Source organism: Pseudonocardia lutea (genome assembly GCF_042658055.1).
GTDB lineage: Bacteria > Actinomycetota > Actinomycetes > Mycobacteriales > Pseudonocardiaceae > Pseudonocardia > Pseudonocardia lutea.
Genome location: NZ_JBHSQK010000021.1, coordinates 5,303 through 19,303 on the forward strand (window position 1 = coordinate 5,303; position 14,001 = coordinate 19,303).

General features: G+C 74.9%; 17 protein-coding genes. 10 read left to right on the forward strand and 7 right to left on the reverse strand.

Annotated elements, in window-relative coordinates; all coding sequences use genetic code 11:
* From ACFQH9_RS11045 to ACFQH9_RS11055, 3 genes are all read left to right on the forward strand, one after another.
* Nucleotides 1-203, forward strand: a 203-nt coding sequence (locus ACFQH9_RS11045) for a hypothetical protein (protein WP_379565883.1), incomplete at its 5' end; no start/stop codon positions are given.
* 173 nt (nt 204-376) lie between these two features.
* Nucleotides 377-706: a DUF6092 family protein gene (locus ACFQH9_RS11050; protein ID WP_379565884.1), complete on the forward strand. Its 330-nt coding sequence runs from the start codon at nt 377-379 to the stop codon at nt 704-706.
* Nucleotides 703-1,251, forward strand: coding sequence for a nitroreductase family protein (locus ACFQH9_RS11055; RefSeq protein ID WP_379565885.1), 549 nt, complete (start codon nt 703-705; stop codon nt 1,249-1,251). Before ACFQH9_RS11050 ends, ACFQH9_RS11055 begins: the two co-directional genes overlap by 4 nt.
* A 129-nt stretch (nt 1,252-1,380) precedes the next feature.
* Here the strand turns inward: ACFQH9_RS11055 and ACFQH9_RS11060 are convergent, their stop codons facing one another.
* Complete coding sequence (locus ACFQH9_RS11060; protein ID WP_379565886.1) at nt 1,381-1,668, reverse strand: GlsB/YeaQ/YmgE family stress response membrane protein; 288 nt, start codon at nt 1,666-1,668, stop codon at nt 1,381-1,383.
* 130 nt (nt 1,669-1,798) lie between these two features.
* On the opposite strand from ACFQH9_RS11060, the gene ACFQH9_RS11065 reads away from it, so the two are divergent.
* Nucleotides 1,799-2,866, forward strand: coding sequence for an LLM class flavin-dependent oxidoreductase (locus ACFQH9_RS11065; RefSeq protein ID WP_379565887.1), 1,068 nt, complete (start codon nt 1,799-1,801; stop codon nt 2,864-2,866).
* A 144-nt stretch (nt 2,867-3,010) separates the two neighbouring features.
* On the opposite strand, the gene ACFQH9_RS11070 is transcribed toward ACFQH9_RS11065, so the two are convergent.
* Nucleotides 3,011-3,976 carry an AraC-like ligand-binding domain-containing protein gene (locus ACFQH9_RS11070; protein WP_379565888.1) on the reverse strand — a complete coding sequence of 322 codons (966 nt, stop codon included), beginning with the start codon at nt 3,974-3,976 and terminating at the stop codon, nt 3,011-3,013.
* Between the two features lie 292 nt (nt 3,977-4,268).
* On the opposite strand from ACFQH9_RS11070, the gene ACFQH9_RS11075 reads away from it, so the two are divergent.
* Complete coding sequence (locus ACFQH9_RS11075) at nt 4,269-5,327, forward strand: aromatic acid exporter family protein (protein ID WP_379565889.1); 1,059 nt, start codon at nt 4,269-4,271, stop codon at nt 5,325-5,327.
* Between the two features lie 37 nt (nt 5,328-5,364).
* On the opposite strand, the gene ACFQH9_RS11080 is transcribed toward ACFQH9_RS11075, so the two are convergent.
* Nucleotides 5,365-5,769: an STAS domain-containing protein gene (locus tag ACFQH9_RS11080; protein WP_379565890.1), complete on the reverse strand. Its 405-nt coding sequence runs from the start codon at nt 5,767-5,769 to the stop codon at nt 5,365-5,367.
* Nucleotides 5,770-5,947: 178 nt separating this feature from the next.
* Here ACFQH9_RS11080 and ACFQH9_RS11085 point away from each other — a divergent pair, with 178 nt between their 5' ends.
* A complete protein-coding gene (locus tag ACFQH9_RS11085; protein WP_379565891.1) occupies nt 5,948-6,754 on the forward strand; it encodes an alpha/beta hydrolase in 807 nt (268 codons plus the stop codon).
* Nucleotides 6,755-6,763: 9 nt separating this feature from the next.
* On the opposite strand, the gene ACFQH9_RS11090 is transcribed toward ACFQH9_RS11085, so the two are convergent.
* Nucleotides 6,764-7,231 (reverse strand): hypothetical protein, encoded by a 468-nt coding sequence (locus tag ACFQH9_RS11090; RefSeq protein ID WP_379565892.1) that lies wholly within the window; start codon nt 7,229-7,231, stop codon nt 6,764-6,766.
* 64 nt (nt 7,232-7,295) lie between these two features.
* Nucleotides 7,296-9,050 carry an aa3-type cytochrome oxidase subunit I gene (gene ctaD / locus ACFQH9_RS11095; RefSeq protein ID WP_379565894.1) on the reverse strand — a complete coding sequence of 585 codons (1,755 nt, stop codon included), beginning with the start codon at nt 9,048-9,050 and terminating at the stop codon, nt 7,296-7,298.
* A gap of 261 nt (nt 9,051-9,311) precedes the next feature.
* Here ctaD and ACFQH9_RS11100 point away from each other — a divergent pair, with 261 nt between their 5' ends.
* Together ACFQH9_RS11100 and ACFQH9_RS11105 are read left to right on the forward strand one after the other, a co-directional pair.
* A complete protein-coding gene (locus tag ACFQH9_RS11100; RefSeq protein ID WP_379565895.1) occupies nt 9,312-10,604 on the forward strand; it encodes an MFS transporter in 1,293 nt (430 codons plus the stop codon).
* Between the two features lie 165 nt (nt 10,605-10,769).
* Nucleotides 10,770-11,174: a VOC family protein gene (locus ACFQH9_RS11105; RefSeq protein WP_379565897.1), complete on the forward strand. Its 405-nt coding sequence runs from the start codon at nt 10,770-10,772 to the stop codon at nt 11,172-11,174.
* Nucleotides 11,175-11,180: 6 nt separating this feature from the next.
* Here ACFQH9_RS11105 and ACFQH9_RS11110 read toward each other — a convergent pair whose 3' ends face one another.
* Nucleotides 11,181-12,086: a cation diffusion facilitator family transporter gene (locus ACFQH9_RS11110; RefSeq protein ID WP_379565898.1), complete on the reverse strand. Its 906-nt coding sequence runs from the start codon at nt 12,084-12,086 to the stop codon at nt 11,181-11,183.
* Nucleotides 12,087-12,286: 200 nt separating this feature from the next.
* On the opposite strand from ACFQH9_RS11110, the gene ACFQH9_RS11115 reads away from it, so the two are divergent.
* Nucleotides 12,287-12,745 (forward strand): nuclear transport factor 2 family protein, encoded by a 459-nt coding sequence (locus ACFQH9_RS11115; protein WP_379565899.1) that lies wholly within the window; start codon nt 12,287-12,289, stop codon nt 12,743-12,745.
* An 11-nt stretch (nt 12,746-12,756) separates the two neighbouring features.
* Here ACFQH9_RS11115 and ACFQH9_RS11120 read toward each other — a convergent pair whose 3' ends face one another.
* Nucleotides 12,757-13,245: a MarR family winged helix-turn-helix transcriptional regulator gene (locus tag ACFQH9_RS11120; protein ID WP_379565900.1), complete on the reverse strand. Its 489-nt coding sequence runs from the start codon at nt 13,243-13,245 to the stop codon at nt 12,757-12,759.
* 90 nt (nt 13,246-13,335) lie between these two features.
* Here ACFQH9_RS11120 and ACFQH9_RS11125 point away from each other — a divergent pair, with 90 nt between their 5' ends.
* Nucleotides 13,336-13,980 carry an FMN-dependent NADH-azoreductase gene (locus ACFQH9_RS11125; protein ID WP_379565901.1) on the forward strand — a complete coding sequence of 215 codons (645 nt, stop codon included), beginning with the start codon at nt 13,336-13,338 and terminating at the stop codon, nt 13,978-13,980.
* Nucleotides 13,981-14,001 lie beyond the last annotated feature (21 nt).

The following is a 14,001-nucleotide window of genomic DNA, read 5'->3' on the forward strand; positions in this document are numbered from 1 at the left end:
GCGCCGCCGGCGGCCGCCCCCGCCCCGCCCGCCTGCTCCGCCGGCCCGTGATCGTGCTGACCGCCGCCGTGATCGGGCTCGGCGCGGCCGGCGGGCTCACCGGGATGGCGCTCGGCGGCATCGGCGTGGCCTCGTCCGATCCCGGGGTCTCGCGCTGGCACCACCACCACGACCGGTTCGACGGCCCCTTCGACCGGGACTGACCCCGCCGGGTCCGCTCGCTCGTCCGCGCGGCGTCCCGATCGGACCCGGGCCGACATCCGCCACGGTGACGCCCTGCGTCGCCGACCCCGCCGACGATCACGCCCCGGTCCGTGGCGGGCCCGCCCGTAACCCCCCGGCCACGCCGAGCGATTCCCGGGCGGAGGAGGTGCCGATGGGACAGAACCCGGGCAGCCGGGCGGTGCTCGACGAGGACGAGGCCCTCGAGCTGCTCGCCTACCTCGTCACCGCCGCCCGCACACAGGTCGACGAGGCCGCGGAGTACGGGCCGATGCGACTGCTCACCGCCGCCCGGCGGCTCGGCGCGGCCATCGCGCCGCGGGCGTCGGAGGCGACCGCGGCGTTCGTCGCCGGGCCGCTGGACGCGGTCCCGGAGCTCGCGGTGCCCCGCGACGGCCGGGCGGAGTACACCGCCCGGCTCGACGAGCTGTGCCGGGCCCTCGCCGCCCACCTCACCGGACACTTCACGGCGGACGGCCCGTGACCGCCACCCGGCCGAACACGGCCGAGGCCGTGCTCGCCGCGATCCGCAGCCGCCGCGTGGTGCGCGCGATGACCGACGAGCCCGTGTCCCGCGAGGCCCTGGAGACCGTCCTCGACGCCGGCCGCTGGGCCCCGACGGCCGGCAACCGGCACCTGCAGCGCTTCGTCGCCACCGACGACCCGGCCACGCTGCGCGTCCTGCGGATGGTGTCGCCCGGGATGATCCAGCGCCCGACGGCCGCGATCGCGATCTGCACCGACCGCCCCCGCGCCGCGGCGTTCGGGTTTCCGCCCGACGCAGCCGGCCTGCACGTCGACGTCGGCACCGCGGCCGCCACGCTGCTGCTGGCGGCGCACGCGATCGGCCTCGGCGCCGGACCGGTCACCTCGTTCAGCCGGGCGGCCGTCGGCGTGGTCCTGCGGCTGCCGGAGGGCTGGGTGCCGGAGCTGGTCGTCTGCCTCGGGCATCCGGCACCCGCCGCACCCGCCCCGATGCGCGCGCAGCCGCGACTGACCTGGCGGGACCTGACGACCTGGGTGCCGTGACCCGGGCGTGGTGAGCGTGGGCCGGGCCCCGAACGAGGCCGACCCCGGCGCCGGTGGGCGCCGGGGTCCGCTCGGATCGGGCGCCGGGTCGGCGCAGGGCGGGTGTCGGGACGGGTCTGCGACCGAGGGTCAGCGCCGCAGCATCCCGCGGCGGCGCCGGCCGTAGGCGTTCGCCGCGATCGCGACGCCGATCGCGGCCACGACGACCTGGATCACGAGCAGGATCCACGGGAAGCCGCCGTTGCTGTTGCCGTAGCCGAGCGCGCTGGCGATGAAGCCGCCGACGAACGCGGCGACGATGCCGATGAGGAGCGTCAGCCAGATCGGGATGGGCTGCCGGCCGGGCACCACGAGCCGCCCGAGCGCTCCGATGACGAGTCCGACGACGATCGCCGAGATGATGCCCGTGATGGCCATGACGTCCTCCTTGTGGGTGGTGCCCCCGGGTACCCCCTGTCGCACGCCGTAACCCCGTTGCTCCCGGGGCATAACGTTGAGCGCTCAATCGTTGGCGGTAGGGTCGCAGGCGAGACCGCAGGAGGCGCACATGGACAGGCCGGGGATCGACCGGGTGGAACTGGGGCTGGACACGTTCGGCGACGTGACCGTCGACGGGCAGGGCGACCGGCAGTCCTACGCCCAGGTCATCCGCAACGTCGTCGAGCAGGCCGTGCTCGCCGACCGGGTCGGGATCGACGTGTTCGGCGTGGGCGAGCACCACCGCGACGACTACGCCATCTCCGCGCCGGAGGTCGTGCTGGCCGCGATCGCCGCCCGCACCGAGCGGATCAGGCTGGGCACGGCGGTCACCGTCCTCAGCTCGGACGACCCGGTGCGCGTGTTCGAGCGCTTCGCCACCCTCGACGCGGTCTCGAACGGCCGCGCGGAGATCACGCTGGGCCGCGGCTCCTTCACCGAGTCCTTCCCCCTCTTCGGCTACGACCTCGCCGACTACGAGACGCTCTTCGAGGAGAAGCTCGACCTGATGGCCCACCTCCTCGAGGAGGGTCCGGTGACCTGGGAGGGCACCGTCCGCGCCGCGCTGCGCGACCAGCAGGTCTACCCCAAGACCGAGTCCGGCCGGATCACGGCGTGGGTCGGCGTGGGCGGCAGCCCGCAGTCCGTCGTCCGGGCCGCGAGCCACGGCCTCCCGCTGGTCCTCGCGGTGATCGGCGGCGACCCGGTGCGCTTCGCGCCCTACGCCGAGCTCTACCGGCGCAGCCTGGAGCAGCTCGGGCACGCGCCGCTGCCGGTCGCGGTGCACGCGCCGGGCTTCGTCGCCGAGACCGACGAGGAGGCCGTCGAGACGCTCTTCCCGCACGCGAAGGTCGCGCTCGACCGGATCGGCCGCGAGCGCGGCTGGCCGCCGCTGACCCGCGCCCGCTTCGAGGCCGACGTCCGCGGGGGCGCCCAGCACGTCGGGTCGCCGGAGACGGTGGCCCGCAAGATCGCCCGCACGGTCCGGGCGCTGGGCCTGCAGCGGTTCGACCTGAAGTACACGACCGGCACGCTCCCGCACGCCGAGCTGATGAAGTCGATCGAGCTGTACGGCACGGTCGTCGCGCCGCGGGTGCGGGAGCTGCTGGCGGCACAGCCGGAGGAGATCGCGGTCTGACGACCGGGTAACCGGCCGGTCACCACGCGACGGGCTTTCAGCGCCACGAGCGGACCACGGGCGGCGGCGACCGGGCCCGACGACGGCACGTGCCACCCGACCCTGGACCCGCGCTGAGCGGGGGTTCGACCGGGCCGACCGGTCTCAGGCGAAGGCCGGCGACCCCAGCGTCACCTCCGGGCCGTGGCCGTAGCGGGCCTCGTACCGGTCGGTGAAGTCCTCCGGCCGGAACCCCCACGCGGTCGCGACGGAGGCGACGGTGGCCTCCCCGCGCCGCAGCTCCGCGAGGTCCCGGTGTGCCCGTGCGAGCCGCACCCGGGCGAGGTCCGCCTCCGGGCTGCACCCCCGGTGACGCTGCCAGCAGGCCTGGAGCGCGCGCACACCGAGGCCCGCCCCGTCGGCCAGCGTGCGGGCGGTGTGGGGCCGCTCCGGGTACGTCTCGATCAGGTCCAGGCAGGCGCGGACGGCCCGCGGACCCCAGGAGGGGGCGGTGGCGTCGAGGGCCTCGCGCGCCGGCTCGTCGGCCGCGTGCAGGACCCCGTCGAGGATCGCCTCCTCGAGGGGTTCGGCGGTGAGCGCGTTGCCGAGCACCGAGCCGGGGCCCGGCACGTCGCCGAGGAAGGGCGCCAGCGGCCCCAGGGCGTCGGCCGCCGTGGCCGCGGGGACGGGGACGCCGGACTGCAGCGGCCGCACGACCGTCCGGCCGAGGAGGGCCTCCAGGTCCTCGCACAGCACGTCGCCCGGCACGCGGACCAGGGCGACGGCCGAGTCCGCCGGGACCAGCACCGTCGCCTCGTCCGAGGGGACCAGGACGGCGGCGCCACCGGCCATGACGTCGATCTCCGTCCCGCGGTAGTGCACGTGCAGCATCCCGCGCAGCGGGACGGCGACGACGTGCCGCGGGTCGCTCGCCAACCGCAGCCGCACGTCGTCCGTGCACCGGACCACCTCGGCGTCGAGGGGCCCGCGCACGGTGCGCCGCACGCACAGGGCGAAGGGCGACTCCGACCGCCGCCGGACGAAGGGTCCGGCGTCGCCGGGCGGCGCCAGGGTCGTCTCGGCGTGACCCGGGTCGGTGTCGCGCAGGTCGCTGAACGAGGGATCGGTCACGGGGACCACCACCTTCCCGAACGCCGGCGGGCCGGACCCCGGCGCGGGTCCGCGGGGTCCGGCGGGTGGTCGGGGCCCTGCCGCACCAGCGCCCCGACCCGCACTACGGTCCCACCGCGCGCCGGTCGGCGGAACCGGTCCGGCGGAGCCGAATCCGCCCGCGCACCCTCTCCCGGCGGGTCGACGCGGAACCCGGCCGGACGTGCGACGGACGGTGACGGGCGCGGCGACGCGGCGTGAACCACCCACCGGAGGGCGTGACCGTGCTCCGCCCACCTGGTCTGCTCAGCCGGTGCCGGCCCTGCGCGACGTCCACCCCTGGAGCACCGTGCGGGCCGCCCTGCCGCGTGAGGGCCCGTCCGTGGTGCGGATCGTGGTCGCGGCCGCCGTGAGCTGGCAGGTCTGCGTGTGGCTCGGGGCGACCCAGCCGCCGGTCTACGCGGTGGTCGTCCCGCTCGTGGCCGTCCGGGACGCCCCCGGCTCCGCCCTCAACGTGTCGCTGGCCCGGCTCGTCGGCGTGGTCGCCGGGCTCGCCGTCGGCATCGGGGTGCTGGCGTGGCTGCGGCCCTCGGCCCTCACCGTCGCGCTGGTCCTCGCGGTGGCCCTCGCGATCGGGATGGTGCTGCGCATCGGCGACACGCTGAACGTGCAGGTCGCGGTGTCCGCCCTGCTCGTCTTCGCGAACGCCGATCCCGCGTCCTACGCCGTGGCCCGGCTGTGGGAGACCGCGGTCGGGGCCGTCGTCACCGTCGTCCTCTCGCCGCTGCTCCTGCCGACGAACCCGGCGCGGTCCTTCGTCGCGGCGCTGCGCGACGTGGCCGACGGGGCCGCCGAGGACCTGCTCCTGGCCGCGGACCTGCCGGGGGATCCGGCGGATCCGGCCCGCGACGACCTGGCCGCCCGGCTGCGGCACCGGACCCACGGGCGCGACGACGCCGCCCGCCGGCTCCCCGACCAGCTCGCCTCCGCCCGCCGCGCGGTGCGCCTGCACCCGCTCTGGCGCCGCCGCCACACCGCCGGGCTGGCCGCGCTGGAGGGGCCGGCCGCCGCCGCGCCGGAGATCACGGCGCTGGTGCGCGCGCACGTCGCCGACGTCGTCGAGCTCGGCCGACGCACGGACACCCGGGAGTGGTGGGCCGCCTCGGCCGCACGGAACCGGGAGATCGTGCTGCCGCTGGCGGAAGCGGTCGCGGCCGGTCTGCGCGGCACCCCGGACGGCGACGCGCTGGCCCGCGCCGCGGAGGCGCTGCGCGCGCACTCGGCCGCGGACCACTCGCCGCTGGGTGGCCTCGTCCGGCGTCCGCTGCGCCGCATGCTGACGGTGCTCACGGAGCCGGCCGGGGTGCCGTGACGGGCCCGGTCGGCGCGGCCCGGTCAGCGCGGCCCGGTCAGCGCGACCCGGGTGGATGGCGCGGGTGACCGGGCCGGTGTGTCGCCGCCAGCACCGCGAGCGCGGCCGGGACCGTGGGGAACGCGGCGAACTCGGCGAGGACCTGCCGGTCCCGCACCCCGAGGTGGGCCCCCAGCGCGCCGGCGCCGGTGAGGTGCACGCTGACCCGTCGCCGCGCGGCGACCCGGATCGCGGTGCGCAGCAGGGGAACGCTGCCGGGCTCCATCCGGTCCACCCCGGCGAGGTCCACCAGCACGTGCCGCAGGGCCGGCTGCAGGCGCTCCTCGAGCACGTGGGCCAGGCGCGTCGCCAGGGCCCGGTCGAGCAGGCCCGTCACGTAGACCACGCACACCCCGGGCCGCGGCGCCTCGACCGCGAGCGAGCCCCCGCGCAGGATCGTCATCCGCCACCCCCGCCCGTCCGGGGGCGCCGCGGGATGACACCGGCACCCTCCGGTGCCATCCCGACGACCCCCTCCGCGCCCCATCGTGTGGTCTACATCACTCCGGTGGGTGCTTCAACGCAAGTGCGGTTGCGCCTCAGCCGGTCGGCCGTTCCGGACCACTGGCACGATGAGCCGCATGGGCACGGCGCTACGGCTCGTGATCGGCGCGGTCGTGGTCGTCGCGGTGGTGGTGGGGCTGCTCTGGGCCGTCCAGCGGCGGCTGGTGTTCCTGCCGGGGGCAGCGCCGGCCGTCGCGCCCGAGCAGGTGCTGGCCGGCGGGACACGGCTCGCGGTGCGGACGGACGACGGGCTCGTCCTCGACGCCTGGCACGCCCCCGCCACCGGGCCGGCGCGCGGGGTCACGGTGCTGGTCCTCCCCGGCAACGCCGGCAGCCGGGCCGACCGGGTGCCGCTGGCCCGGGCGCTGGCCGCCGAGGGGCTGGACGTGGTCCTGCTCGACTACCGCGGCTACGGCGGCAACCCGGGCTCACCGAGCGAGGAGGGGCTGGCGACGGACGCACGGGCCGCGCACCGCGCCCTCACGGTGGACCGGGATCTCGATCCGCGGCGGCTCGTCGTGTTCGGCGAGAGCATCGGCGGGGCGGTCGCGACCCGCCTGGCCCGGGAGCGGCCGGTCCGGGCCGTGGTCCTGCGCAGCCCCTTCACCGAGCTCGCCGACGTGGCCACGCGGCTGTACCCCTTCCTGCCGGTCCGGGCCCTGCTCCGCGACCGCTTCCCGGTCGTCGCGACGGTCGGCGCGGTGCCCGTCCCGGTCACCGTGGTGGCGGGCGGCGAGGACGAGATCGTGCCCGTGGAGCAGAGCCGCGCGGTCGCCGCGGCCGCCCGGAGCACGCCCGTCGAGGTGCCGGGGGCGCGCCACAACGACCCGGAGCTCGGGTACGGACCGGCGGTCGTCGACGCCGTCGTGCGCGCCTCGGGCTGACCGCCCGCGTCACCTCGGACGGCGGACCACCAGGACGAGGGCGACGACCATGGCGAGGAAGGCGCCGCCGACGGCGACGCCGAGGACCGGGCCGCCGGCCACCGCGGCCACGGCGGTCATCCCGCAGAGGATCAGCAGGCCGATCACCCCGGCCACCCCGTCCGCGCGGTGCAGCGCCCCGGCGTCGACCCCGGCGTCGAGGCCGGGATCGAGGCCGGGATCGAGGCCGGGATCGGTGCCCGGGCCGCCGGCGCGCCGGGCGCCGGGGTGGACGTCGCCGGTGCGGGCGGCGTCGGAGCGACGACCCGCGCGCTCGTCGGTGCGGCGGTCGTCGGCTCGGCGCTCGTCGGTGCGGCGCTCGTCCGTGCACGGGTCGCTCAGCACCGGGCCGTCGCCCGTCAGGCTCCGCTCGAGGCGGGCCAGGATACGCCGCTCGCGCGCGGTCAGCGGGCGGACGCCCCGGTCGTCGAGAGTCATCGGTCGCCTCCCCGACTCCTCCTGTCCGTCGGCCCGGGATGCGGGCCGTTCGGGTTCTCCCGGCTCAGCGCGAGCGCGGGTCCTCGTCCGGCTGCTGTTCGTGCCCCACGCTCTGCGCGGCGTGCTCCGAGGGCGCCGCGTGCCCACCGACGTGCGCCTCGGCCCGCGCCCGCTCCACCAGGTGCGGGTAGTGCAGCTCGAAGGCCGGACGCTCGGAGCGGATGCGGGGCAGCTCGGTGAAGTTGTGCCGCGGCGGCGGGCAGGAGGTCGCCCACTCCAGCGAGTTCCCGAACCCCCACGGGTCGTCGACGGTCACGACGCGGCCGTAGCGGTAGCTGCGGAACACGTTGTAGACGAACGGCAGGACCGACAGCCCGAGGAGGAACGCGCCGATCGAGGACACCATGTTGAGCGCGGTGAACCCGTCCGTCGGCAGGTAGTCGACGTAGCGGCGCGGCATGCCCTCGTTGCCCAGCCAGTGCTGCACCAGGAAGGTGGTGTGGAAGCCGAGGAACGTGAGCCAGAAGTGCAGCTTGCCCAGCCGCTCGTCGAGCATCCGGCCGGTCATCTTCGGGAACCAGAAGTAGATGCCGCCGTACGTCGCGAACACGATCGTCCCGAACAGCACGTAGTGGAAGTGCGCCACCACGAAGTACGTGTCGGACACGTTGAAGTCGATCGGCGGGGAGGCCAGCAGCACGCCGGTGAGGCCGCCGAACAGGAACGTCACGAGGAAACCGACGGCGAACAACATCGGCGTCTCGAAGGTCAGCTTGCCCTTCCACATCGTGCCGATCCAGTTGACGAACTTGATGCCCGTCGGGATCGCGATCAGGAACGTGGTCAGCGAGAAGAAGGCGAGCAGCACGGCGCCGGTGGCGTACATGTGGTGCGCCCACACCGCGGCCGAGAGGAAGCCGATGGCGATCGTCGCGAAGACCAGTGTCTTGTAGCCGAACATCGGCTTGCGGCTGAACACCGGGATGATCTCGGTGATGATGCCGAAGAAGGGCAGCGCGACGATGTAGACCTCGGGGTGGCCGAAGAACCAGAACAGGTGCTGCCACAGGATGGCCCCGCCGTTGGCCGGGTCGAACACGTGCGCGCCGAGGTGGCGGTCCATCAGCAGCCCGAACAGGGCCGAGGTGAGGATCGGGAAGGCGATCAGCACGAGCAGCGCCGTCACGAAGATGTTCCACGTGAAGATCGGCATCCGGAACATCGTCATGCCGGGCGCCCGCAGGCAGACGATCGTGGTGATGAAGTTGACGCCGCCCAGGATCGTCCCGAGCCCGGCCACGATCAGGCCCGCGATCCACAGGTCCCCCCCGGCCCCCGGGGAGTGGATGGCGTTCGACAACGGCGTGTAGGCGAACCAGCCGAAGTCCGCCGCGCCGCCCGGGGTGAGGAAGCCGGACAGCACGATCAGCCCGCCGAACAGGAACAGCCAGTAGGAGAAGGCGTTGAGCCGCGGGAACGCGACGTCCGGGGCGCCGATCTGCAGCGGCACGATGTAGTTCGCGAACCCGAACAGGATCGGCGTCGCGTAGAGCAGCAGCATGATCGTGCCGTGCATGGTGAACAGCTGGTTGTACTGCTCGCTCGACAGGAACTGCTGTCCCGGGCGCGCCAGCTCGGCGCGGATCAGCAGCGCCATCGCCCCGCCCGCCATGAAGAACCCGAAGGACGTGACCAGGTACAGGATCGCGATGTCCTTGGGGTCCGTCGTCCTGAGCATCTTGAGGAACGTCGAGCCCTTGCCCGTGCGGCGGGCGGGATAGGGCCGCGTCTCGATCGGGCGCGGTGCGACAGCGGTCATCGCTCCCCCTCGGCAGGCCGGTGCCGGTTCGATGGGCGGCAACCGTACTGCGGTCCGGACCTGCCCGGATAGGGCCGATCGGCAGCGTCGGCCGGGACACCGGGCGAAGGATCACGGAGGGGGCCGGCGGGTGACGCCGAACGGGCGTCCCGGACGGCCCGCTCGAGCCGCACGAAAGCTGGACAAAGCTTGCCGAACGTACGTTAAGGTCCCCGCGACACTGTGCCCCCTGTCACCTCGACGACGACGTCAGGAGACCACTTGACCCCGCAGACCCGCACCCGCTGGGTGGTCGCCCTCCTCATGCTGTTCGTGGCGATCAACTTCGCCGACAAGTCGATCATCGGGCTCGCCGCGGCCCCGATGATGAAGGAGCTCGGGCTCAGCGCCACCGAGTACGGCACCATCGCCAGTTCGTTCTACCTGCTGTTCAGCGTCTCCGCCGTGGTGTTCGGCTTCCTCGGCAACCGCTTCTCCGCCAAGTGGATGCTGGTGGCGCTCGCGGTGATCTGGTCCGCCGCGCAGCTGCCGATCCTCGTGCCCGCCGCGGGCTTCGCGGTCCTGCTGCTCACCCGCGTGCTGCTCGGCGCGGGCGAGGGCCCCGGCATCCCGCTCGGCATGCACGTCGCCTTCAGCTGGGTCGAGGAGCGCAAGCGCGGCTTCACCGCGGCCCTGCTGACCGTCGGGTCCGGCCTCGGCGTGATCATCGGTGCCCCGCTGCTCAACGCGGCCATCGCGGAGTGGGGCTGGCGCTCGGCCTTCGGCATCCTCGGCGGCATCGGCCTCCTCTGGGCGATCGCCTGGATGGTCGTCGGCGGCGACGGACCGTTCGCGACCACCGCGCAGAAGTCCGCCCCGGTCAGGCCGGCCGTGGTCGACGAGCCGCGGGTGTCCTACCGTCGGCTCCTCACCTCGGGCACCTGGCTGGGCACGATGTTCTCCGGCTTCACGGTCTACTGGGGCCTCGCGCTGGCCATCGCGTTCCTGCCGCTGTACCTGGGCCAGGCCGGCTTCAGCGGCACCGCGCTCGGCTTCGTCGTGACCGTCCCCGCCTACATCTCGATCGTGTTCATGCTGCTCGGCGGCTGGCTGTCGCAGCGCCTGCTGCGCCGCGGGCTGTCCCGCCACCTGGCCCAGGGCGTGCTCGGCGGGGCGTTCGCCCTCGTCGCCGGGATCAGCATGCTGCTGATCACCCGGGTCGACGCGCCGATCCTGCTGCTGCCGTTCGTCGCGCTGGCGTTCGGGATCGGCAACTCGCAGACCCCGCTCTCGCAGGCCGCCGTCGCCGACGTGACGCCGGTCCGCCAGCGCGGGGCCACGCTGGGCATCTGGTACGCCATCGTGTCCGTGGCGAGCGTCGTGTCCCCGCTGCTCACCGGCGTGCTCGTCGACGCGGCGCCCACCCCCGTCGCCGGGTACTCGCGCGCCTTCGACATCGCGGGCGTGCTGATGGTGCTGGGCGGGCTCACCGCGATGCTCGTGGTGCGTCCCGACCGGGACGCCGCGCGGCACGGCCTGCGCCGCGACGCCGCCCAGCCGGCACCGGTCGCCTGACGCTCGACCTCGGGGGCGGGTCCGGCACGCGTCGGGCCCGCCCTCGTCGTTCCCCGGCTGCGCACCGTGATCCGGTTCACCGGATCGGACGACGGGGACGCCGATGAGCCCGCGCCCGGTCCCCGGTCTCCCCTGCGACACCACGACGCCCGAGGAGGCACCCCGATGGCCACCACGCAGATCTTCGTCAACCTGCCGACCAGCGACCTCGACACCACCCGCGCCTTCTGGAGCGCGCTGGGCTACACGTTCAACGCCGACTTCTCCGGCGAGCACTCGCTCGCGCTCGAGATCGGGCCCGGGATCTCCGCGATGCTGCTGTCCCACTCGCACTTCGGCGAGTTCACGGTCAAGCCCATCGCCGACGGCAGCGCGACCGAGGCGATCCTGGCCCTCGGCGTGGACAGCCGCGAGGAGGTCGACCGGATCGCCGACGCCGCGCTCGCGCACGGCGGCGCGAAGGCCCAGGACCCGCAGGACCACGGGTTCATGTACGGCCGCTCGTTCCTCGACCCGGACGGCCACCACTGGGAGGTCGTGTGGATGGACCCGACGGGCGCCCAGGGCTGACCCGGGTCAACCGACCCAGCCGCGGTCGGCGGTGAACCCCACGGACATCGACGGCGGCGGGTCGAGGTCGCGCAGCCGGCGGTCCAGCTCGGCCCGCACGCCGTCGAGGTCCTCGACCGTGCGGGCCGTCGACGCGGCGTCCACCACGAAGTCGATCTCCAGGTCGAGCCGCCCGCCGACCTTCCCGGCCCGCACGAAGGACTCGGCGAAGCCGTGGGCGGCCTCCACCGCGCGGACCTCCGCCCGGATGCGGTCGAGCACCTCCGTCGAGGGCGCCATCGCGAGGATCTCGCGGCCGCTGCGCAGGATCAGCCGCACCGGGACCGGCAGGAACGCCGCCGAGGCGAGCACGACCATCGCCGGGTCGACGTAGCGGGCCGCGTCGCCCCGGCCGGTCGCCTCCAGCGCCCAGGCGACGGCGAACCCGACCAGCACCCCCACGCTGAGCAGCGTGTCCCCCGCCCACTCGGCCGCCTCCGCCCGCGCCAGGTCGGCGCCGCGCGCGGACAGGCGGCGCAGCAGCACGGTGACCACGACCCCGCCGAGGGTCGACACCACGCCGTACAGCACCGCCGCGCGCACGGCGATCGCGGAGGGTCCGGCGATCAGCTCGAGCACGGCACCGACCAGCGCGTACACGCACAGCCCCGCCATGGCCGCCGCCTTGAGGACGACCGCGAGCGGCTCCCACGCCTCGCGCCCCCACGGGTACCGCTCGTCCGGGCCGCGGCGCGCGGTCCGCAGGGCCAGGACCGCGAGCAGGGTGAGCCCGACGCTGGCGAAGGAGTAGAGGCCGTCGAAGACGATCAGACGCGAGCCGGTCAGCGCGCCCCACACCAGCGCCAGTACCGCGAACCCGGCCGAGGCCCACAGCGAGATCGTCAGGACCCGGCCGTCCCGTGAGCCGCTCATCGCCGGCGCCGCGGGCCGGGTCCGGCGCCGCCGTGCCGGGGCAGCCCACGGCGCGGAGGCCGAGCAGCGGCCATGGTGCCTCCCTGGCGTTCCCGACCCGTGCCGGAGAGTACGGAGTGGAATGACCTTCGGGGAAGGGGCGCGGCCCTGGCGGTAGCGTGGGGAAGACCGTTCCCGGCCCGAGGACGTCAGGAGCTGCCGTGGCCGACCGCCCGCCCCTGCCCCCGTTCACCCTCGAGACCGCGCGGAAGAAGGTCCAGGCCGCCGAGGACGCCTGGAACACCCGGGACCCGGAGAAGGTGTCGCTGGCCTACAGCGAGGACTCGGTGTGGCGCAACCGGGACCGCTTCCTCCGCGGCCGCGCCGAGATCGTCGCCTTCCTCACCGAGAAGTGGGAGCGCGAGCTCGACTACGCGCTGCGCAAGTCGCTGTGGACCTTCGCCGGCAACCGCATCGCCGTGCGCTTCCAGTACGAGTGCCACGACACCGCCGGCACCTGGTACCGCAGCTACGGCAACGAGAACTGGGAGTTCGACGAGCACGGGCTGATGGTCCGGCGCGAGGCGAGCATCAACGACCTCGTGATCGCGGAGTCCGAGCGGCGGATCTTCGGCCCGCGCACCGAGGCCGAGCGCGACCTGGAGATCCCCCTCCGGTAGAGCGGACGCCCTCAGCAGCCGTCGGTCGCCGCGATCTCCTCGGCGACCTGGCAGGCGGAGGCACCGTCCTGCCCGGCGCCCGTGGCGAGCCGGCGCAGGAGCTCCCGCAGTGTGTCGCGCTCGGTGGGCTCGAGCGGGGCGAGGAGCCGCTCCTCGGCCTCACGGAGCCTGCGGTCGAGGTCGCAGAGCCGCTCGCGGCCGGCGGCCGTGAGGACGATCCGCCGGGCGCGGCGGTCGGCCGGGTCCGGCCGGCGCTCGACGAGTCCGGCGCCCTCCAGCTCGTCGAGCAGATAGGTCATCACCGTCCGGTCCACGCCCAGCATGCGGGCGATCGCGAGCTGGGTGCTGACCTCGCCGTCGTTCGCGGCGGCCAGTACCTGGTAGCCCCGCGGGCCACCGGGCAGGCCCGACACCACCTCCTGCGCCGTGCGCAGGTGCGCGCGCGTCACCCGGCCCAACGCCCAGCCGAGGTCGGCGTCGACGCGCTGCGGGGTGGTCACGACCACGAGCCTACCGGCCGCGGGCGCTCTGTTGACAAGATAGTCTGCAAGGCAGAACATCTTCCGGACCGCACTTCACTGGAGGACCCCGTGACCCTGTTCCGCCTCGACAGCAGCATCCGCACCGAGGGCTCGGTGAGCCGCGAGGTCGCCGACACCCTCGAGCGCGCCTACCTCGACCAGCACCCGGGCGGTGCGGTCGTGCGCCGCGACCTCGTCGCCGACCCGCTCCCCGCCGACGCCTGGCCGACGGCCGCGCTCGCCGGCTTCACGCCCGAGGACCAGCGCACCGACGCGCAGCGGGCCGCGCTCGGCCTCGCCGCCCGGCTCGCCGACGAGGTGCTCGGCGCCGACGCCCTCGTCCTCGCCACCCCGCTCTACAACTTCGGCGTGTCCCAGCACCTCAAGGCCTGGATCGACCTGCTCATCACCGACCCGCGTTTCGCCCCCGGCACCTCGCCGCTCGCCGGCCGGCCGGTCGCCCTCGTGGTCGCCCGCGGCGGCGGCTACGGCGCGGGCACGCCCCGCGAGGGCTGGGACCACGCCACGGGCTGGATCGTGCGGATCCTGGCCGACGTGTGGGGGGCCGACGTCACCCTCATCGAGGCCGAGCTGACCCTCGCCGACGTGCAGCCCGCGATGGCCGAGCTCCGCCCCCTCGCCGCACAGGTGCGGGCGCAGGCACACGAGCGGGCCGAGACCGTCGGGAAGGACTTCGGCCGGACCGCCGCCTGACCGTCCCGGCGCACGTGGAAA

Excerpts from the sequence above, each read along its gene's own strand:
- ctaD (WP_379565894.1), bottom strand. The coding sequence starts at position 9,050 with ATGACCGCTGTCGCACCGCGCCCGATCGAGACGCGGCCCTATCCCGCC.
- ACFQH9_RS11080 (WP_379565890.1), bottom strand. The coding sequence starts at position 5,769 with ATGACGATCCTGCGCGGGGGCTCGCTCGCGGTCGAGGCGCCGCGGCCC.
- ACFQH9_RS11050 (WP_379565884.1), top strand. The coding sequence starts at position 377 with ATGGGACAGAACCCGGGCAGCCGGGCGGTGCTCGACGAGGACGAGGCC.
- ACFQH9_RS11105 (WP_379565897.1), top strand. The coding sequence starts at position 10,770 with ATGGCCACCACGCAGATCTTCGTCAACCTGCCGACCAGCGACCTCGAC.
- ACFQH9_RS11065 (WP_379565887.1), top strand. The coding sequence starts at position 1,799 with ATGGACAGGCCGGGGATCGACCGGGTGGAACTGGGGCTGGACACGTTC.
- ACFQH9_RS11060 (WP_379565886.1), bottom strand. The coding sequence starts at position 1,668 with ATGGCCATCACGGGCATCATCTCGGCGATCGTCGTCGGACTCGTCATC.
- ACFQH9_RS11110 (WP_379565898.1), bottom strand. The coding sequence starts at position 12,086 with ATGAGCGGCTCACGGGACGGCCGGGTCCTGACGATCTCGCTGTGGGCC.
- ACFQH9_RS11090 (WP_379565892.1), bottom strand. The coding sequence starts at position 7,231 with ATGACTCTCGACGACCGGGGCGTCCGCCCGCTGACCGCGCGCGAGCGG.
- ACFQH9_RS11085 (WP_379565891.1), top strand. The coding sequence starts at position 5,948 with ATGGGCACGGCGCTACGGCTCGTGATCGGCGCGGTCGTGGTCGTCGCG.